Source organism: Parageobacillus galactosidasius (assembly GCF_002217735.1).
GTDB classification, from domain to species: domain Bacteria; phylum Bacillota; class Bacilli; order Bacillales; family Anoxybacillaceae; genus Parageobacillus_B; species Parageobacillus_B toebii.
Genome location: NZ_NDYL01000002.1, coordinates 96,985 through 116,830, shown reverse-complemented (window position 1 = coordinate 116,830; position 19,846 = coordinate 96,985). Strand labels below are relative to the sequence as shown.

Below are 19,846 nucleotides of genomic sequence, written 5' to 3'. Positions count from 1 at the left end.
ATCGGGAAAACTTTCTCGTACTAACCATAGCAAATTCCACCGAGAAAGAAAAGAAAAATATTTGTTCAAGTGATGCCAACTTTTCACAAGGCGTTTTCTCGATTTATGGCCGCATGAAGGATGCAAATAATTTCTCTTCTTTTGCCAATTTAGAAAAATAACCAGTTTCATCTTCGTCAAGGATATACGCTAGTTCGGCTTCCGCTTCTTGCATTCGTCCGAGCTTGGCCAAATAACACGCCCGTTGGTAATGTGCCGATAAATCCACTTCATCGAAACGAAGCCATTCTTCCACTACCGAAAGCGCCTTTTCTGTTTGTCCACGTTCATCATATGCCCGCGCCAACTCACTCATCAACTCTGGATCGTTCGGATGATGGCAAAGACCGTTCGCAAGCACATGAATCGCTTCGTCATAGCGCTGCTTGTCATTATACAGTGTTCCTAACGCCAAAATACTGCGATATAGCAGCGGATCGGTTTCGATTAATGAAAGAAAGATACGCTCCGCTTTCTCTTCCTGCCCATCATCGAGAAGCAATAACGCCTTTAACTCCAGCATCGACAAATCGTTTGGTTGCTCCTCCAAAAGCCGCTCGATCCACTCTTTTGCTTCTTTTCTTAACTTGCTGCTGTCCGCATTGACTAGCAGCATGACAAGCTTTCGCGCGACCTCCGCATTCCATTCGTATTTTAACGCTTTACGAAGCGTTTTCATCGCATCATCGAACAACTCCCCCGCTTCGTAAAACTCAGCGAGGCGCTCATACGCTTCCATATTGCCGCGGTCTAGACGAATCGCTGTTTCATATAAATCGATGACGGAAGCAGCCGAGAAAAACTGTTTCGTCCATGCTTTTGCCCGCGTCCATATTCGTTTCGCGAGCGAACCTTCCTCTTCCTGACGCTGTGCGCTCATGACATACGAGGAAAGAGAAGAAGCGACATACATGTACACCAAACTTTTATCGTTGTTTTCCAGCTTCCATTTACGCAGCCGTTCACTAATCTGTACTAATCCTTTGATAGTATGCAAAAATGCTTGAATATACGTGTCATATAGTTCTTCATTGCGGACATCTTGTTCGATGAGCCGTTCGATAATGGCTATGGCTTCATTTATCTTTCCTTCCTTTATTAATACTTTCGCATAATGGTGCAGCAACTCCGCATGATCGGAATCGATGCGAAGCGCTTGTTCAACTGCTTCTTTTTCTTTGTTGAGCTCACCGAGCATTCCGTATACATAGCCAAGGCTGTCATAATACCAAATATCGCCTGCTTGGGCGCGTGCGGCTTCTATCGTCTCTATTAGCGAAGTGGGATTGTCAAACAATCGAACGGCATTCTCTACATGGACGTGAAGCGGATCGTGCTCGAGCGCTTTTTTCAAATGAAACCGCTGCTTGTCCGCATTTTCTTCGATTTCATAAAGAACGGCTAACCGAAGATGAGCAACTGTAAACGTCTCGTCTATCGCGAGACACGCTTCGTAATATCGTTTTGCCTCGTCGAATCGTTCCAACGTACGATACGTTTCGGCGAGACGATAGAGTGGAAACGTGCTTTTGCGAACCTCACTCGCTCGTTCATATAAACGGATGGCGTTGGCAAACAGGCCCATCTGCTCATAGAGCACACCGAGATAACAAAGCGCGTTGATATCGGTTGGCCGTTCGACTACTAACTTCTGAAGAAAGGTAATTCCCCGTTCGACAAGGGAATGGTCGATCAGTCGTTCGATATAAAATTCGTACGCTTCGGCCGCATCAAATTGTGCAAACCGCAGCCCGTCTTCCAGAAACGAAAACGCAACGTCACGGTCCTCCGATGCTGCTACTAACCCGTTTGTAAAGAGCATTTTCCCCGCGTTTAATAAAAACTCGCTATTTTGGGCAAAGAGTTGTTTTTTGTCAAACAAATACTGCTTTGCTTTATCGTCCTGTCCGTTTTGCACCCACACGTACGCCATGCCGAGATGGGCAAATACATCTGTCTCGTCCTGTGCGATCGCCTTTTTATATTGTGTTTCCGCTTTTTCCGGTTGTTCTTGTTCCATATACCAGTCGCCGAGACGGACGTATAAGATGGACGCATGTCCGGCCTTTTTGATTCCTTCTAATAAAATGGATTCGACTTTTTCCGGACAATCCAATTGGCCCTCATATAAATCAGCTAACGCCAAATACGGATACGGCTCCTGTTCTTCGAGCGCTTTGGCAACGAGAAAACCGCGCTCTGCCTTGCGAATTTTTCCTAGCTTTTCGTCGCATCTTGCCCGTTCATACCATAAATGCGCTTCGCGTTTGTGACGGCGCAACAGCTGATCAAAAAAGGCTCGCGCCTCCTGAAACTGTTCCGTGTGGAATAAAATGATGCCGTGATTGGTGCAAACAAACGGGCCATCAGGCTGTAGGGATAAAGCGATTTTCGATAATTCAACTCCTTTCGCTTCATTTCCGTAATACGTTTCGCTAAGTGCCATATAACTCCATACATCCGGCTGGTCAGGGTCAAGCTGAAGGGAAGAACGGAAATGTCTGCTTGCTTCTTCGTACCGGCTTTCGTAAAACGCAATCCGTCCCCGCAAATAGTGGTAGAGCGGACTGTGGTCTTTTCCTTTCACCCGCGCCAGCACCGCTTCGGCACGTTCGATTTCTTTCACATACACATACGCTTTCGCTGCTACAAGCAGCAAATCATTGATATCGCCGTATTGGGCAAGCACCCGCTCGGTATAGTTGATAAGCAACTCTTTCGCTTCTTCCGTGCCAAAATGTTTGACGACATACAGCCATGTATACGGAATATGGCCATGTTCGCGCAAAAACGCGAGAAACGGCGCCATATACGCTTGCTCATCTTCATCCATTTTTTCGGCGAAGGCATGAAGCTGACGGAAATATTGATCTTCCGCTTCCGGCAGCGATATAGCGATCGCTTCTTTTTCCCGGGGAATCGCAACAATCGACAAATAATGTGTTCCCGCATACCATTTTTCGACTTCATCATAAGCAACAACCAATGGCTCGAGCATGTTTGGGTCTTGCACGTAAAACGCACCAAGTCGCTCATCATAGCCAAATAATACTTGCACGTGAGACGAATGCTCGTAATCGACGCTTAACAACACCGGAATCCCTTCATCGATCAACCGTTTCCACCGCTCCGCAGAACCGATGAAAAAGCGGCACCAAAATCCAAGCGTTTCCAAATAATGAACGGTCGTTGACAATTTCGAACCACGCACATCGAAAATATGCTCGGCGATTTCATCTTGTGTAAGCGGTTTGCCCAACAAACAAAGCATCATTTCTAAACTCGCAGGCACGCAATAATTATGCTTTTGCACAACAGGCACAATCGGTAACATCACCTGGGCACCGGAGGCGCGTTCGAACACGCGAGCATATGGCGAAGAAGCCAATGATTTCTCCGTCTGAACGAGCGCTGCAAGCTCGTCCATTTTGCCGAGCTTATAGTACATTTGCGCTCGCGCATGGGCAAAATAGCGACGGTGTACATGATAAGGAGCTAGCCGATCAACCTCGTCCATCGCCGCCAATGCTACCTCGTACTCATGCAAATCTCGCAAACGCCGCGCTTTTTCCACATATAATGCGGGAACTTGTGGAAACCGTTCGATGCCGCGCTCCACGATTTCAAGCGCTTTTTGATGCTGCCCGTTTAACGCGTATAAATCCGCAAGCAGCAAATGGCACATATCGCCGCGTTCCCATTCCGCTAGCCCTTTTCGCAACACTTCTTCCGCTTTGTCACGATCGCCGGCTTCTATGTAAAAGTATCCCCACTTATCGTACATCGGCAATGTTTCATACTGCTCGACCACTTGCATCCATTCGCGAGCTTCTTCGATCCGTCTCATTTCAAGCAACGCTCGTACAAGAGTAAAAGCGGCGCGTGCCACATGTTCCCGGTTTTCCTCACTTACTTCGATCGCTTCCAACCGCGGCCGCAGTGCTTCCTCGATATCGAGCGGTCTTCGTTCTTCGAGCCACTCATCACATACCCACGTTAACGTTTGCAATGTGGAAAAACGGCGATGGGCGTAGCGCGCAAGCACCGCGCTATGGCGATACATTAATGCGTAATCAAATAGACGAATTAAATGATAAAACGGTTCTACCGTTTCAAACGAACGCAGCTGTGTTCTCCAATAAAAAAGCAAGCGCTTTTCTGTTTCCGCAAGCACCGGCTTGATTTCATTCAATGCCTCCATGATACGTTTTTCTTTGATATATGTGGCGATTCGTTCTATATTCATGTGCGAAACTCCTTTACTTTTCTTCTTTCAAAATATCTACGTAGCATAATGTTTTGCCATACAATCCCGCTTTGTGGACAAACATAATATATAACACTAGTGTAAAACGGATTTATAATTGAACTCTATAGATTTATAGATAAAGATTTATAGATAAAAGAACAAAAATGATGACGGCCATTTTTTAACAAAAAAGATTTGCCCGGCACTCGCCGAAACAAATCTTTTCATTCTTGAGAATTTATTTTTCGGAATACATTTCAAAAAAACGTAATGACAGGTCGACAATTTTTTGTTGATCATAATCAAGCGTTGCAACGTGATAGCTATTTTTCAACGAAACAAGCTCTTTTTCGCTGGAACTAATTTTCTCATAAATATGCTGAGAGTTGGAAGGTGGAACGACATGATCTTCTTCGGAAACGAAGATTAATGCAGGACATGTGATTTTATGAAGGTCGGCCCTCACCTTTTCCATGAGCATGACAATTTGTCGAATGGAGGCGACAGGGGTTTTCTCGTATGCTAATTCTTTCACGTCTGGATTTTTGATATCTGAGCCGATCGCATCCAGATACCTAGGCAAGTCTTCTAAATTTGTTGCGCTGGCCATCGTTGGAATGTCAATCGCCGCATTAATCGGGACAATTCCTTTTATTTCCGGATATGTTTCCGCCATATATAGGGTCAAGGTCCCGCCCATCGACAAACCTGTCACAAAAATGGTGTCGCAACGTTCTTTTAACCACTCATATCCGCTCTCGACCGATCGAATCCAATCTTCATATGTCGTTTGTTCCATGTCCTCATAATGCGTTCCGTGCCCTTTCAACCGCGGGCCGCAAACGGTATACCCCGCCTTTGCGTACGCCTCGCCTAACGGGCGCATGCTTTGCGTTGTACCAGTAAAACCATGGGAAACTAATATTCCTATATTGTTCCCTTCAAAATAAAACGGTTCTGCCCCTTTTAATACAGGATATTTTTCTTTCATCTCCTCTCCCCCCAAATGCGCAAAATGTATCCATTTCATCAATTCGCTGCTGACGTGTTTTTTCCTTTTTTTTATGTACAATTTTTATGAACGATCACATGAACGATCCGAATGATTTCCACCATTCATAAAACAAATTTTCTTTCGTCCCTATATAAACAAGCAAGGCAAACGCTGCGTAAAAGAGCGCTTTTTCGATGAAATTGCCTGTGCGATAGATGGGAATTTTAAATCGCTTTAAAGTGAACGGCCAAAAGAGCGGCACACCTTGGACAGAGAAAAAGTCTTCGAGAATATGAAACAAATAGCCGAGCACAAAGCCGACGGCAAATAACGAAGACGACTCCCACATCATAACAAGGGCGATGATTCCCCATACAACAAGCGAATGGGTCATGCCGCGATGGCCAAACGCTTCTTTTACTTTATTGGATACCCCCATTGAGCGCCGTCCGACGTACGACTTCGGTTCATCAATGTCGGGAAGTAAGCTGCCGACGACAATTCCCGCCGTATAGCTTACGCTAAACGAAAGTGATGTATGCGCAGCGACCGCTGCCCCAAAACATAATGACGTAACAATATGACTATGATATCTCAATGCGACCTCCTCATTATGTAAAACTTTTTCTCTATTATAACACAAAAAAAGAATGTTTGTTCGTTTTCGTTCACCATTTGACAGATTTGTGACAATCGAGCCAACTGTGACAAAGTTAACATCCCTTTATTTTCATTATGGCTATAGTAAAATTACACAAATTGATGAAGGAGTGAAACAAAATGAAACGAAAGCGATCTCCGTTATTGAATCGTTTCAAATATATGAAACCGATCGAACGATATGCTAATGACCATAGTGAGGTGACCTACGGCGACCGCGATTGGGAAAATGTTTACCGCCGCCGTTGGCAGCATGATAAAGTCGTCCGTTCCACCCATGGAGTCAACTGCACTGGCTCATGCAGCTGGAACATTTACGTAAAAGACGGAATCGTCACATGGGAAGGACAACAAATTGATTATCCGTCAACCGGACCGGATATGCCTGATTTTGAACCACGCGGTTGTCCTCGCGGCGCAAGTTTTTCTTGGTACATTTACAGCCCGCTCCGCGTGAAATATCCATACGTGCGCGGCGTGTTGATGGATATGTGGCGGGAAGCGCTACAAGAACATAAAAATCCGCTTGACGCTTGGAAAAGCATCGTCGAAAATCCGGAAAAAGCAAAACGGTATAAACAAGCGCGCGGAAAGGGCGGATTTGTCCGCGTCAGCTGGGATGAAGCGTTAACGCTTGTCGCTACATCACTATTATATACTGTCATCAAATACGGTCCGGACCGCAATGTTGGTTTTTCGCCAATTCCAGCGATGTCGATGGTCAGCCATGCGGCCGGTTCACGCTTTATGCAGCTGATAGGCGGACCGATGCTTAGCTTTTACGACTGGTATGCGGACCTGCCGCCTGCATCGCCGCAAATTTGGGGCGACCAAACCGACGTTCCGGAATCGAGTGACTGGTATAACTCCGGCTACATTATTACATGGGGGTCCAATGTACCGCTCACCCGGACGCCAGACGCCCACTTTTTAGCGGAAGTTCGCTACCGCGGTACAAAAGTCGTGTCAATCAGCCCAGACTATGCCGAATCGACAAAGTTTGCCGATGATTGGCTCAGCGTGAAACCAGGAACAGATGGCGCGCTCGCCATGGCCATGGGCCATGTCATTTTAAAAGAATATTACGTCGATCGGCAAGTTCCTTACTTCCAGCAATATGCCAAAACATACACCGATTTTCCGTTCGTTGTCACTTTGAAAAAAGATGGCAACAAATGGGTGGCCGACCGCTTCCTGCAGGCAAAAGATCTCGGCCGCAACGTCACCAACGCCGAATGGAAGCCGGTCGTTTACGATGAAAATAAAAAAACATTTACGATTCCGCATGGAACAATCGGTTCGCGCTGGGACGATCAAGGAAAATGGAATTTACATATGGTGGATGAAGAAACGGAACAGCCGATTGAACCTTGTCTATCGTTTTTAGGGAGCGAAGATGAGCTCGTTACGATTCATATTCCGTACTTTACTAATGAAGGAAGGGAAACGATTGAACGCGTCGTCCCGGCAAAAAAAATACAAACCGAAAATGGCGAAACGTATGTAACGACCGTCTATGATCTTGTCCTTGCCAATTACGGCGTCGACCGCGGGATTGGTGGAAACGTCGCCCGTACGTACAATGATCTTGTTCCATTCACGCCAGCATGGCAAGAAACGATTACCGGCGTCAAACGCGAGCTAGCGATTAAAATCGCGCGCGAGTTCGCGCAAAACGCGATTGACACCAACGGCCGCTCAATGATTATTGTCGGCGCTGGCATTAACCATTGGTTCCACTCCGATGCGATTTACCGCGCCGTATTAAATCTTGTCTTGTTCGTCGGCGCGCAAGGAGTCAACGGCGGCGGATGGGCGCACTACGTCGGACAAGAAAAACTGCGTCCGGCAGAAGGATGGCAAACGATTATGACAGCGCGCGATTGGACGATGCCGCCAAAATTGCAAAATGGTACATCGTTCTTCTACTTTGCGACTGACCAATGGCGCTATGAAGAAATACCAGTCGATGAACTTGTTTCTCCGCTTGTGAAAAAAGCACGTTATTCACATTATGCTGATTATAACGTTCTTGCAGCACGGCTTGGCTGGCTGCCTTCTTATCCGACATTTAACAAAAACGGAATTGACTTGTATGAAGAAGCCGTTGCCGCCGGCGCTTCGACACCGGAACAAATCGCGCAATATGTCGCTCGACAATTAAAAGAAAAAACACTGCGATTTGCGATTGAAGATCCGGATCATGAAGCCAACTTTCCAAGAAATTTAATCGTTTGGCGCGCAAACTTAATTTCTAGCTCGGGCAAAGGCCATGAGTATTTCTTAAAACATTTGCTCGGCACCACACACGGATTGATGAACGATGATCAAGACAGTTTGCGTCCGCAAGAAATCACATGGCGCGAACAAGCACCGGAAGGAAAGCTCGATTTATTAATCAACTTAGATTTCCGCATGGCGGGAACGGCGCTATATTCCGATATCGTTCTTCCTGCTGCAACATGGTACGAAAAACACGACTTAAGCAGCACGGATATGCATCCGTTTGTTCATCCATTTAATCCAGCGATTTCCTCGCCATGGGAAGCACGCTCAGACTGGGATATTTTCAAGTCATTAGCAAAAGCCGTTTCCGATGTCGCAAAACAAATCGGCATGAAGCCGGTCAAAGAAGTGGTGGCGACTCCTCTTCTTCATGACACGGCGCAAGAATTGTCACAGCCTTTCGGCAAAGTACGTGACTGGAGTAAAGGCGAGTGCGAACCAATCCCAGGAAAAACGATGCCGAACATTCATGTCATCGAGCGCGACTATACACTTATTTACGATAAAATGATCTCCCTTGGACCGAACGTGGCCAAACAACCAATGGGCACAAAAGGCATTGCCTGGTCGGCCAAAGACGAGTACGAAAAATTGAAAAAGACGTTAGGCACGATCAAACGCTCGTCGATTGCCGCCGGCTGCCCAGATATTAGCGATGCGAAAAATGCGGCGGAAGCGATCCTCGCGCTATCATCGACAACAAACGGAAAAGTTGCGGTCAAAGCATGGGAAGCGCTCGAGAAAAAGACGAACTTGTCGCTTGTCGATTTAGCGAAAGAACGTGAAGAAGAATGCTTTACGTTCGAGCAAATTACCGCACAGCCAAAAACAGTCATCACTTCACCGGCGTTTAGCGGCTCAGAAAAAGGCGGAAGACGTTATTCACCGTTTACGACGAACGTCGAACGGCTCATTCCTTGGCGGACATTGACAGGACGGCAGTCGTATTACTTGGATCACGAATTAATGCATGAATTTGGCGAAGCAATGGCAACGTTTAAACCAACCTTGCAGCATCGCCCATTTTCGAAAAAACGTCCGGACGTCAAAGGAAAAGAAATCGTTCTGAATTATTTAACACCACATAACAAATGGTCGATTCACAGCATGTACTTTGATGCGCTGCCAATGCTTACGCTGTTCCGCGGCGGTCCGACCGTCTGGATCAACAAAGATGATGCCGAAGAAGCCGGCATTCGCGATAACGACTGGATTGAATGCTTCAACCGCAACGGCGTCGTTGTCGCACGCGCTGTTGTCTCTCACCGTTTGCCGCGCGGTATGGCATTTATGCACCACGCCCAGGACCGACACATTAACGTTCCTGGTACGAAACTGACAAACAACCGCGGAGGCACGCACAACAGCCCGACACGCATTCATATGAAACCGACCCATATGATTGGCGGGTATGCGCAATTAAGCTACGGATTTAACTATTACGGTCCAACTGGAAACCAACGCGACTTGTATGTCATTATTCGCAAATTAGAGGAGGTCGATTGGCTTGAAGATTAAAGCGCAAGTCGGCATGGTCATGAATTTAGATAAATGCATCGGCTGCCATACGTGCAGCGTCACTTGCAAAAATACGTGGACAAATCGTCCCGGTGCAGAATATATGTATTTCAACAACGTCGAAACAAAACCAGGGATCGGTTATCCGAAACAGTGGGAAGATCAAGACAAATATAAAGGCGGCTGGGAGCTCAAAAACGGGGAGCTCCAGCTGAAATCCGGCTCAAAAACAACGCGCCTTCTCAACTTGTTTTATAATCCGTATCAACCAACGATTGATGACTATTATGAACCATGGAATTATGATTACGAAACATTGACCACTAGCCCCGAAAAACGCCATCAGCCGGTTGCTCGCCCGAAATCGGCGATCACCGGCGAGTTCATGGAACTATCTTGGGGGCCAAACTGGGAAGACGATCTTGCCGGTGCTCACATTACCGGACTAAAAGATCCGAACGTTGTCAAAATGGAACAAGCGATCCAAGCGGAATTTGAAAATGTGTTTATGATGTATTTGCCGCGTATTTGCGAGCATTGCATCAATCCGCCTTGCGTTTCAAGCTGCCCGTCGGGAGCGATGTACAAACGCGATGAAGACGGCATCGTCCTCGTTGACCAAAACGCATGCCGCGCATGGCGCCATTGCGTGACAAGCTGCCCGTATAAAAAAGTATATTTTAACTGGCAAACAAATAAAGCGGAAAAATGTACGCTTTGCTTTCCGCGAATTGAAGCGGGCATGCCAACGATTTGCGCGGAAACGTGCGTCGGCCGCATCCGTTATATCGGCGTGATGCTTTACGATGCGGACAAAGTGAAAGAAGCGGCAAGCGTGGAAGATGAAAAATCGTTATACCATTCTCAACTTGAAATTTTCTTAGATCCGCACGATCCAGAAGTCATCGCGAAAGCGAAAGAAGAAGGTATTCCGGACGAATGGATTGAAGCAGCGCAGCGTTCGCCGATTTATAAAATGATTGTCGACTGGAAAATCGCTCTTCCGCTTCACCCGGAATACCGCACATTGCCAATGGTATGGTATATTCCTCCGCTTAGCCCGATTATGAACATGTTTGAAGGAAAAGGAAGCAAAGCGAACGCGGAAGACATTTTCCCAGCGATTGATGAAATGCGCATCCCAATTCAATATTTAGCAAATTTATTAACAGCTGGAGATGAAACACACATCCGTATTACGTTGAAAAAAATGGCGGCGATGCGTTCCTATATGCGCGCGCGTCAAACAAACAAACAACCCGATATCAGCATGATAGAAGAGCTCGATTTAAGCGAACAAGATATCGAAGACATGTACCGTTTATTAGCGATCGCCAAATATAAAGACCGCTTCGTGATTCCGGCATCCCATCGCGAAGAAGTCGCCGAATTATACGCGGAACAAGGAAGCTGCGGTTTATCATTTGCCGGCGGTCCAGGTGCTTGCGGCACGCTCTCTTAATACGAGGTGATAAATGATGGATCAAGAACAAATGCAAACCGTGTTTTTATGCATATCCCATTTATTGTCATATCCTGATGAAGAATGGGCAAACTTGCTAGACGACTGCCTAGAAGCAATCCATACTGTACAAAATGATGCAATCGTCAATAATATCACGACTTTTATTCATCACATACAAACAATCCCTGCTCAGCAGCGAATGGAACAATATGTCGAAACGTTCGATTTCGGCAAAAAAACAAATTTGTATGTTACCTATATGAATACAGGCGAGCAGCGCGAGCGCGGTTTGGAGCTTTTGCAACTAAAACAGCGTTATAAAGCGGCCGGTTTTGATACGACCGACCAAGAACTCCCTGATTATTTGCCGCTAATGCTTGAGTTTGCCGCCTACGCGGAACAACAATATGTTGTTCCGCTCTTTGAAACATATGCAAACAATATCGATGAAATCCGAAAACAGCTCGCAGCCATTGAAAGTCCTTATACCGCTATTTTTGACGCTATTTTCCTGGCGTTCGAAGAACTTGGTGTGAAGCCAATCCCGAAAGGAAGTGTGTGATATGTTGAAACAATTTCTTTGGGTCATTTTGCCTTACGTTGTCCTAACGATTTTTATCGGCGGCCATATTTGGCGTTATCAATACGATCAGTTTGGCTGGACGTCCAAATCAAGCGAAGTATTGGAAAAAAAGCAGTTGCGTCTCGGCAGCCTTCTTTTTCATTGGGGAATTTTATTCGTTTTTATCGGACATGTCATGGGAATTCTGATTCCTGAGGCCGTTTACGAAACGATGGGCATTTCGGAAGAAACATACCACCTCATCGCCCTTGCTGGTGGTATTCCGGCAGGATTGGCTGCTCTGATCGGACTAATCATTCTGACCCGCCGCCGCATAGCGGTAAAGCGCGTTAGAGTAACAAGCAGCCGTGGGGATTGGATCGCTCTCTTTTTCCTCGCGATTGTCATCTTAACCGGACTTTTTTCTACGCTGCTTAATATCGATTCCAACGGCTTTGACTATCGAACAACAATCGGTCCATGGTTCCGCGGCGTCCTAATGTTCCGGCCAAACCCAGCTTATATGGAACAGGTGCCAATCTGGTTTCAAATTCATATTATCGCAGCATTAGGCATTTTTGCCGTTTGGCCATTTACAAGATTGGTGCACGTGTTTAGCTTGCCGCTCCGTTATCTTAGACGAAACTATGTCGTTTATCGTAAACGCATGCCTAAGCAAGCGGAGCAACTAAACAACATTCATTAATATAATATGCTCAAATCCCCCTTTCATATATATGGAAAAACGGGATACCCCTATATGGGGCATCCCGTTTTTCTTATATTTGGCTTATTTTTTCAGCCAATTCTTCTTTTTCTTTATCAGATAGCATGCGTTCGGCCATCGGAAATAGCACGTTTTCTTCTTTCATAAAGTGTTCCGACAAAATATGATATGCTTGGATAACCATATCGGCAAGCTCCATGGCGCTTTCCCGATCGGTCGTTTCTGGAAGCTCCGCTGTTTTTGTTAAAAAAGATGCGATTCGTTGTTTCGCTTGTTCGTGTTCATACTCCATGACCGCAATCGGACCGGATGTTCTTCCGATATATCGAGCCATCATTGGAAACAACACACCTTCTTCCCGCTCTGAGTGCGGATCTAACTCATAAATAAATGCTAGAACATTTTTCCGTAATGCAAGCAAGCGTTCTTTCCAATCTTGCACTTCATCATGGTTGCCAATAGTCTGTGCCAGTTCAAAAAAATCATGCATTTGCTCACGCAACGGCCCATGCTCCTGCTTTAAACGCTCTAAACCTGAACATAGCTCCACTTCTTCGTGCCCGCCCATATGACAAAATGAATGCATTATCCATTCCTCCTATTGCTTCTTTGTCTCTCATTTTATCCCGTTCCCTTTCAAAATGTTGTGCGCTATGTCACACAAATAAGCAAAGAAAAATCACGCAAGAAATTTCCTGCGTGATTTTTCTTCATCGCTATGACTGGCGTTCGAAATATTGCGACAATGTAACAATCATTGCGCCCATCCGCTCTAGTTCCGGAGCAACAACGCGGACAATCCCCTCTTCATAAAGCGCTTCAGCCGTAACTTTTCCGACCGCACACGCAATAACATGTTCGTTAAATGATTGCCGGAACCACTCAATATCTTTTTGTTCTTTTACAAATGAAAATAAAAAACGAACTTGCACCTCCGTCGTAAAACAAACAGCATCTACTTTTCGGTGAATCACTTCCTCGTACAGCTTTTCGAGCACTTCAGGATCTGGGGCAACATGGCGATACGGAAGCAGCTCGGTATATATCGCATGATTTTCTTCCAAAAACTCCTTTAATGTCGGAGACGTGGTTCCGTGCAATTGGACAATCACTTTTTTTCCCGCAAAGGAATATTCATTAAGTGAGCGAATAAGTCCCTTTGTTGTTCCATCATCACTGGCAGCAACAGGAGCAACTCCAATTTTCTTTAATGCCGCAGCCGTCTTATACCCCCGAACTGCTACGTTCGCATGCTGAATCGTTTTCACCCATTCCTCTTTCACTTTCCCTCTCTCTGCCGCTTCTAGTAACGTTTCCACTCCTATGCCTGTTGTAAAAATAAACCAGTCCGGGCGCATTGCAATAACAGCACGAATTTCATCTTCCAGCTCCCCTTCCTTTGAAAATAATATCCCTTGCGCCGGGCGCACGATCGCTATTCCACCTTGTTTTTCAATGAGTGTTGTCATTTCTTCTAATTTTCTTGACGCGCATAAGACGATGCGTTTGCCACGCATGTTTCCTCCCCCTCTCGCAATATGAATTACCTTCATTTTAAGGTAACGTCTTTCCGCTCTGCAATACATAAAAGGGAGCGTCCTCTTTTTTAATGAGTCCGCTCCCTTTCTTTTCACTTAATGGATATGTACAACTTGTTCTTCTCTTATATCAAACGATCCATAAATTCGGGTCGGTTCAATGGAAATGACCTTATCTAAAGAAATATTGATAAGCGTCATTTTCCGATTATATGCAAACAACTTATGGACATCTTTATAAAGTTTGACAGGCAAAAACGTAGCCTCTCCTTGATCAGTTTTAATTTTTACCGGCTGTTTTTCCTCAATCCAAATCATTAACTGCTTATATGACTCCCGCATATTAGGAAAATCCCCCTTTCATTACCAATTATAAAAATAAACCGCGGGAGAAAGAACAAAGAAAAATCAACAAATTATTATCTTTTTGTTATCTTTACATATCACATTTTGTCGACAACAAAAAAACATGAGAAGCGCTCATGCCTAAACCTTTAACGATATAATAAATTTTTCCGTTTAACGTTTGTTCCTGTTTCACTCGATGGAGTGCGGCACTTTCTCTTTTAGAAAGGCGCATACAGCTTTTTCAGCTTCAGCTGGTATGCATTTACAGACGTTTTCCCGCTTTTTTAAGCTTTCTACTAACTTTTCTTCGCCGGCAATCTCTAAATCGACAGATCCTCCTTTCTTTGCCGTATGTACAGCTGGCTCTTTTGTCCACACATTCGGTGCTGTTTCATTGAGCACATTCCATAACCCTATCCCCTTCTTCAACGCCAGTGCAGCTGAAAGATAGACCTCTTTTTCCAAACGATTCCTCTTAAGTTATATTTTTAGTTAAAAAATAGTTATAGAATAACTATCTGTTTTTTGTTGAAAAACGAAGATTTATGTCAAAAAAACACTATAAATTCACTCTTAACATCCGACATGTTTATTGTTTACAATGTAATATATTTAATCGTTAAATTTGCTTCTATATACCGTATTACGAGAAAGAAGGTGCTGCTATGCTTGCTATTTTAAAAGATTTTTTACTAAATTTGTTCTTTATTCTTATTCCAATTTTTATCGTTCCTTTATGGGTGGAAGAAAGAAATATACCTAGACATATCAAACAACATTTGTTCACCGTTTGTTTGGCACTCGTCATTATTTTATGTATCACCATTCCTGTCAGTTCGGATCCAGATTTCATTTTCGATTTGAGGCAAATACCTCTTTGGTTAGGGAGTCTATATAAAGGGCCAGCAACAAGCTTGTTTTTATGTTTAGTAACCATTGGTTGCCGCTTGTTGTTTGGAGGGGCCGGATTTCTCGTTACGGTCATTACCTCAATATTTATTATGATAACAAGCATGACTTTATCGAAAAAATTTTTGCAGCTATCATCTAAGCATCGTATATTGCTTGCTACTGCACTATGCGCGTTTTCGGGATCTTTATCCCTCGAACTGGCCCAAATGTTTCAAGGTATTTCATCATCGTCCTCTATCATGTCACTTACCTATTTGTTTGTTCAACCGATATTTATGCTGATTGTCTGCTCATTAAAAGAAATGATATATAAAAATATGGAATTGCGGAAACGAATTATCCGTGCGGAAAAAATGGAAGTAGTGAGTCATCTAGCAGCATCCATTTCCCACGAAATACGAAATCCGCTTACCGCTGCGCGCGGGTTTATGCAATTGTTGGAGCAACACCATCTTTCTCCTGAAAAACGGAAGCAATACATACAAATCGCCATTGAAGAGTTGGATCGTGCAGAAGCGATCATTACCGATTACTTAACTTTTGCGAAACCAGCCCCCGAATCGGTAGAAAAGCTGAATGTCAAAACAGAAATTGAGCGCGTGATTGACCTTTTACGCCCGTTTGCTAACATGAACAGTGTGGAAGTAAAAACAACATTAGCGCCGTTTACGATAACTGGAGAGCGCGAAAAATTCCGCCAATGTTTACTCAATATTATGAAAAACTCCATCGAGGCAATGCCAAACGGCGGTGTGCTGCAAATTTACGTTTCTATTGAAAAACAGCGCATGCTTATTCGAATTTCTGACACGGGAGTCGGCATGACAAAAGAACAAATCGATCGGCTAGGAGAACCGTATTTTACTGCAAAAGGAATTAAAGGCACTGGCCTCGGCATGATGGTAGTATACCGCATTATTGAATCCATGAATGGGACGATTCATATTAAAAGTGAAATACATAAAGGAACAGAAGTATCGATTTATCTTCCACTTTCTTCGTCAAATTCTCACGATCTCACAAACGAAGAAAAAAAGTTTCTGCAGCATTATAAAACGTCAACATGATCGAAGACCTAAAGAACGCTCTATTTCTAGCAGCCGGTACGATTTGTTACATACTTTCTTTTTTCATCAAAAACAGAGTGTTCGTGCTATTTTTTTCGGAAAATTACGTAAATTGGAAATCACCTTGCTGAGACTCCCTTTCGTTTATCTCTACACTATTTTTTGTTACAATACACAATAGATTTTGTTGCATTACGGCATATATAAATTTTATGATATTCATTTCCAAATCATTAATGAAAAGGAGATTTTCCATGATTCATGTAAAAACAGAAAGAGAAATTAAATTGATGCACGAAGCAGGAAAATTATTGGCAGCTTGCCATCAAGAAATTGCCCAGTTAATTAAGCCAGGAATTACCACAATGGAAATCGACCGCTTTGTAGAAACGTTTTTAGCAAAGCATGGCGCAAAACCGGAACAAAAAGGATATCGAGGTTATCCTTACGCAACGTGCGCTTCGATCAACGACGAAATTTGCCATGGTTTTCCTCGTAATGAGCCGTTAAAAAACGGGGATATTGTGACGATCGATTTTGTTGTTAATTTGCACGGAGCGCTTGCCGATTCCGCATGGACATATGCGGTTGGGGATGTAAGCGAAGAAGTGAAAAAATTGCTTTATGTAACAGAACAATCTCTATATAAAGGGATTGAACAGGCTGTTATCGGCAATCGCATCGGGGATATTGGCCATGCGATCCAAACATATGTCGAAGCAAACGGCTTTTCTGTCGTCCGTGATTTTACTGGACACGGAATTGGGCCAACGATTCACGAAGAACCATACATTCCTCACTTTGGTGAAAAAGGAAAAGGATTGCGCCTAAAAGAAGGAATGGTGATTACGATTGAACCGATGGTAAACATCGGCGCATGGCAAAGCAAAATGGATCAAAACGGCTGGACGGCAAGAACGGTTGACGGTTCTTATTCCGCACAATATGAGCATACGATTGCCATTACGAAAAACGGTCCGCTCATTTTAACGGCTCTTTCCTAATCACCAAACAGAAAAGGACTAACGGTTTCGTTAGTCCTTTTTCTAATCGGCGTATTTTAGTTTACATAATATTATTATAGTTATGTTAGTTTCATCAATGCGATGAACCAGCCATTGAAAACAAAATCTCATCGTGACGATCGATCTTAGGCCTTTACATGCATCTAAAAAATATTAGTGACGAAGGATGCCAGTTGTTTACCTTTCGACCACTTTCACATAAAACGTCCGTTGGCGCGGGCCGTCATATTCGCAAAAATAAATTCCTTGCCATGTTCCTAAAAGCAGCTTTCCATGCGTAATAATGACATGTTGTGACGCACCGACCGTGCTTGCCTTCATATGTGCCGCTGTATTCCCTTCCATATGACGATCAAGCGGATGCTCCCACGGATACGTTTCATCAAAACGCCGGATCATATCCCGCTTCACATCAGGGTCGGCATTTTCGTTAATCGTAATTCCGGCGGTTGTATGCGGACAATAAACAATCGCGAATCCTTCTCTCACTCCAGCTTGACGAACCGTTTGTTCGACGAATGAAGTGATGTCAACCATTTCATCCCGCTTTGTTGTTCGAATCGTAAATGATTGCAACATATTTTTCTTCACCACCAAGCAAAAATTTGTTACTGAAAAAATCATTTTGCTACTCTTATATTATAGCGCACATAAAAAGGGTGAAAAGCAGATGAAGAGATACGAAAACTTAGATGGAGTTTCGACAAAAAAAACGTTTTCTGATTTTCGCCGCTGGCAAAAGGAACGGAAAAACAAAAAGAAAGATTTATCGTATCAAGTTCCTCATGCCGACCCACCGCAATATCCACTTCTTCATACGAACCGTTTTCGCACATTGATTTCTTGGGTCGGGCATTCTACGTTTGTGATCCAACTAAACGGTATCACCATCGTCACCGATCCCGTATGGGCAACGCGCATGGGAACAGCAAAACGGCTTACGGAGCCCGGCATTTCACTGAATAACATGCCCAAAGTCGATGTCGTGCTTATTTCTCATGGCCATTATGATCATTTGCATTTTCCGAGCATTCGAAAATTAAAAGGAACGCCGCGCATATTCGTTCCTGTTGGGCTTGGCCGTTTATTCCGGCGAAAAGGATATAAGCAAGTGACGGAATTCGAATGGTGGGAAGAACAATCGTTTGGCGATGTGACCTTTACGTTTGTTCCGGCGCAACATTGGACAAGGCGGACTTTATGGGATATGAACACGTCCCACTGGGGTGGCTGGGTCATGCGGTCGAAGGAAAAACCGACGATATATTTTGCTGGCGATAGCGGCTATTTCCGTGGATTCCGAGATATTGGCGAACGCTTTTCGATTGACTATGCGCTTCTTCCGATCGGTGCGTATGAGCCGGAATGGTTTATGGGTCCGCAGCACGTCACTCCTGAAGAAGCGGTACAAGCCTTTGTCGACTGTCAAGCAGACTACTTTATTCCAATGCATTATGGCGCGTTTCGTCTTGCCGATGACACTCCGAAGGAAGCGCTTGACCGTTTGCTTGCTGAATGGAAGCGGCGCGGTCTGGACGAGAGCAGGCTAAAATGTCTAAAACTTGGGGAAGTGCTGGATTGTGATATACGTTCATAAAGAAAAGGAGCCTTGCAATTGGCTCCTTCTTTTCCTAGGATATATTCAATACAAGATGGGATGCTTTCGAAAATTTATTCAGTTCCTTTCTCATATCATAGTCATCTTTACCGTAATAAATGCTCGTATCTGGCCGCAAAAATTGCCGTTGGACAAACGGATCCTCGCTTTTGGTTGTAAATCCCCGTATGTCAACTACCCAACGGCTAAAGCCGTGGGCTTGCAACTAGCCTAATTGGCTGCCGCGTTCGGCTGGTTGACAGCAGCCCTGCGGATGTTTTCCGCAGCCACGTTGTCGGCAGGGGCAGCGTACCCACAAGCTCGACAACAAAACTGATCCCTTGACGGTCTGTGTGCATTGCATTGATTGGTTTCCATACAGTGAAATTCCCCCGTTTTGATATTCACACCGCCTAATAAGCTAACGGTTGCGTGATGTCCATACGTAGGGATTTGTTTTTGACGCCCTTTAACACTCCAAGTGGCCCGTAGAGTTTGGTAATCCCGAATATGGCTTTCATCTTCATAGATTATGACCATGTTGTCGGACAAGTTTTTTTTTATAAGTTCCATCTCCTGTTGAAACTCTTTTTGTTTTTGTGGATTGGCCCGTTTGAGGGTATACGTAGGGCGTGTATAGCGAAATCCCCATCGATGAAGCATATCACCAATACCGCCACGGGACATGGTGACAAAGCCGCTGGATTTTCGTTTTGGAAAAGGTTCTGGAGCGAAAAGCAATCTCGCTAATATAGTTGCATGCTTGGTTAAACCGTTTCATTGTTTCCAGCAGCGCATGAAACTGTTCAAGAGTTGGCATTAATTTAATCTTGAGAGTGCAGAGCATTCTTGATTCACC

General features: G+C 44.5%; 17 protein-coding genes. 7 read left to right on the top strand and 10 right to left on the bottom strand.

Annotated elements, in window-relative coordinates; translation table 11 throughout:
- Nucleotides 1-103: 103 nt before the first annotated feature.
- The 3 genes from B9L23_RS09840 to B9L23_RS09830 all read right to left on the bottom strand — a co-directional run bounded on the left by B9L23_RS09840 (nt 104) and on the right by B9L23_RS09830 (nt 5,880).
- Nucleotides 104-4,285 carry a bacteriocin-processing peptidase family protein gene (locus B9L23_RS09840; RefSeq protein ID WP_089097557.1) on the bottom strand — a complete coding sequence of 1,394 codons (4,182 nt, stop codon included), beginning with the start codon at nt 4,283-4,285 and terminating at the stop codon, nt 104-106.
- A 241-nt stretch (nt 4,286-4,526) separates the two neighbouring features.
- Nucleotides 4,527-5,279, bottom strand: coding sequence for an alpha/beta hydrolase (locus tag B9L23_RS09835; RefSeq protein ID WP_062754222.1), 753 nt, complete (start codon nt 5,277-5,279; stop codon nt 4,527-4,529).
- A 94-nt stretch (nt 5,280-5,373) separates the two neighbouring features.
- Nucleotides 5,374-5,880, bottom strand: coding sequence for a metal-dependent hydrolase (locus B9L23_RS09830; protein WP_015863793.1), 507 nt, complete (start codon nt 5,878-5,880; stop codon nt 5,374-5,376).
- A gap of 182 nt (nt 5,881-6,062) precedes the next feature.
- On the opposite strand from B9L23_RS09830, the gene B9L23_RS09825 reads away from it, so the two are divergent.
- The 4 genes from B9L23_RS09825 to narI are packed head-to-tail and all read left to right on the top strand — an operon-like array spanning nt 6,063 to nt 12,479.
- A complete protein-coding gene (locus B9L23_RS09825) occupies nt 6,063-9,746 on the top strand; it encodes a nitrate reductase subunit alpha (protein WP_089097556.1) in 3,684 nt (1,227 codons plus the stop codon).
- Nucleotides 9,736-11,208 (top strand): nitrate reductase subunit beta, encoded by a 1,473-nt coding sequence (narH, locus tag B9L23_RS09820; RefSeq protein WP_089097555.1) that lies wholly within the window; start codon nt 9,736-9,738, stop codon nt 11,206-11,208. Before B9L23_RS09825 ends, narH begins: the two co-directional genes overlap by 11 nt.
- A gap of 16 nt (nt 11,209-11,224) precedes the next feature.
- Nucleotides 11,225-11,773, top strand: a complete 549-nt coding sequence (narJ, locus tag B9L23_RS09815) for a nitrate reductase molybdenum cofactor assembly chaperone (RefSeq protein WP_062754228.1) — start codon at nt 11,225-11,227, stop codon at nt 11,771-11,773.
- 1 nt (nt 11,774) lies between these two features.
- The gene (gene narI / locus B9L23_RS09810) at nt 11,775-12,479 is read left to right on the top strand and encodes a respiratory nitrate reductase subunit gamma (protein ID WP_089097554.1); all 705 of its coding nucleotides are present in this window, start codon (nt 11,775-11,777) and stop codon (nt 12,477-12,479) included.
- Nucleotides 12,480-12,552: 73 nt separating this feature from the next.
- Here narI and B9L23_RS09805 read toward each other — a convergent pair whose 3' ends face one another.
- The 4 genes from B9L23_RS09805 to B9L23_RS09790 all read right to left on the bottom strand — a co-directional run bounded on the left by B9L23_RS09805 (nt 12,553) and on the right by B9L23_RS09790 (nt 14,851).
- Nucleotides 12,553-13,086, bottom strand: a complete 534-nt coding sequence (locus B9L23_RS09805; protein WP_015863789.1) for a hemerythrin domain-containing protein — start codon at nt 13,084-13,086, stop codon at nt 12,553-12,555.
- Nucleotides 13,087-13,216: 130 nt separating this feature from the next.
- Nucleotides 13,217-14,017: a uroporphyrinogen-III synthase gene (locus tag B9L23_RS09800; protein WP_015863788.1), complete on the bottom strand. Its 801-nt coding sequence runs from the start codon at nt 14,015-14,017 to the stop codon at nt 13,217-13,219.
- A gap of 117 nt (nt 14,018-14,134) precedes the next feature.
- A complete protein-coding gene (locus tag B9L23_RS09795) occupies nt 14,135-14,380 on the bottom strand; it encodes a hypothetical protein (protein WP_089097553.1) in 246 nt (81 codons plus the stop codon).
- Between the two features lie 195 nt (nt 14,381-14,575).
- A complete protein-coding gene (locus tag B9L23_RS09790; RefSeq protein ID WP_015863786.1) occupies nt 14,576-14,851 on the bottom strand; it encodes a hypothetical protein in 276 nt (91 codons plus the stop codon).
- Between the two features lie 200 nt (nt 14,852-15,051).
- On the opposite strand from B9L23_RS09790, the gene B9L23_RS09785 reads away from it, so the two are divergent.
- Complete coding sequence (locus B9L23_RS09785; protein WP_015863785.1) at nt 15,052-16,365, top strand: ATP-binding protein; 1,314 nt, start codon at nt 15,052-15,054, stop codon at nt 16,363-16,365.
- A 254-nt stretch (nt 16,366-16,619) separates the two neighbouring features.
- Nucleotides 16,620-17,369 carry a type I methionyl aminopeptidase gene (map, locus tag B9L23_RS09780; RefSeq protein ID WP_015863784.1) on the top strand — a complete coding sequence of 250 codons (750 nt, stop codon included), beginning with the start codon at nt 16,620-16,622 and terminating at the stop codon, nt 17,367-17,369.
- Nucleotides 17,370-17,567: 198 nt separating this feature from the next.
- On the opposite strand, the gene B9L23_RS09775 is transcribed toward map, so the two are convergent.
- Complete coding sequence (locus tag B9L23_RS09775) at nt 17,568-17,969, bottom strand: secondary thiamine-phosphate synthase enzyme YjbQ (RefSeq protein WP_089098302.1); 402 nt, start codon at nt 17,967-17,969, stop codon at nt 17,568-17,570.
- Nucleotides 17,970-18,060: 91 nt separating this feature from the next.
- Between B9L23_RS09775 and B9L23_RS09770 the strand changes: the two genes are divergently transcribed.
- On the top strand, nt 18,061-18,987 hold the full coding sequence (locus tag B9L23_RS09770) for an MBL fold metallo-hydrolase (protein WP_089097552.1): 927 nt from the start codon (nt 18,061-18,063) through the stop codon (nt 18,985-18,987).
- Nucleotides 18,988-19,218: 231 nt separating this feature from the next.
- Here B9L23_RS09770 and B9L23_RS09755 read toward each other — a convergent pair whose 3' ends face one another.
- Both B9L23_RS09755 and B9L23_RS09750 read right to left on the bottom strand, forming a co-directional pair.
- A complete protein-coding gene (locus tag B9L23_RS09755) occupies nt 19,219-19,650 on the bottom strand; it encodes a transposase (protein WP_245842379.1) in 432 nt (143 codons plus the stop codon).
- A gap of 1 nt (nt 19,651) precedes the next feature.
- Nucleotides 19,652-19,834 (bottom strand): hypothetical protein, encoded by a 183-nt coding sequence (locus B9L23_RS09750; RefSeq protein ID WP_089097550.1) that lies wholly within the window; start codon nt 19,832-19,834, stop codon nt 19,652-19,654.
- Between the last annotated feature and the right edge of the window lie 12 nt (nt 19,835-19,846).

Bases quoted from the DNA above. Each gene is read 5' to 3' on its own strand.
- B9L23_RS09840 (WP_089097557.1), bottom strand. From the start codon at position 4,285: ATGAATATAGAACGAATCGCCACATATATCAAAGAAAAACGTATCATG.
- B9L23_RS09835 (WP_062754222.1), bottom strand. From the start codon at position 5,279: ATGAAAGAAAAATATCCTGTATTAAAAGGGGCAGAACCGTTTTATTTT.
- B9L23_RS09825 (WP_089097556.1), top strand. From the start codon at position 6,063: ATGAAACGAAAGCGATCTCCGTTATTGAATCGTTTCAAATATATGAAA.
- narJ (WP_062754228.1), top strand. From the start codon at position 11,225: ATGGATCAAGAACAAATGCAAACCGTGTTTTTATGCATATCCCATTTA.
- narI (WP_089097554.1), top strand. From the start codon at position 11,775: ATGTTGAAACAATTTCTTTGGGTCATTTTGCCTTACGTTGTCCTAACG.
- B9L23_RS09805 (WP_015863789.1), bottom strand. From the start codon at position 13,086: ATGCATTCATTTTGTCATATGGGCGGGCACGAAGAAGTGGAGCTATGT.
- B9L23_RS09800 (WP_015863788.1), bottom strand. From the start codon at position 14,017: ATGCGTGGCAAACGCATCGTCTTATGCGCGTCAAGAAAATTAGAAGAA.
- B9L23_RS09795 (WP_089097553.1), bottom strand. From the start codon at position 14,380: ATGCGGGAGTCATATAAGCAGTTAATGATTTGGATTGAGGAAAAACAG.
- B9L23_RS09785 (WP_015863785.1), top strand. From the start codon at position 15,052: ATGCTTGCTATTTTAAAAGATTTTTTACTAAATTTGTTCTTTATTCTT.
- map (WP_015863784.1), top strand. From the start codon at position 16,620: ATGATTCATGTAAAAACAGAAAGAGAAATTAAATTGATGCACGAAGCA.
- B9L23_RS09775 (WP_089098302.1), bottom strand. From the start codon at position 17,969: ATGTTGCAATCATTTACGATTCGAACAACAAAGCGGGATGAAATGGTT.
- B9L23_RS09770 (WP_089097552.1), top strand. From the start codon at position 18,061: ATGAAGAGATACGAAAACTTAGATGGAGTTTCGACAAAAAAAACGTTT.
- B9L23_RS09755 (WP_245842379.1), bottom strand. From the start codon at position 19,650: ATGCTTCATCGATGGGGATTTCGCTATACACGCCCTACGTATACCCTC.
- B9L23_RS09750 (WP_089097550.1), bottom strand. From the start codon at position 19,834: ATGCTCTGCACTCTCAAGATTAAATTAATGCCAACTCTTGAACAGTTT.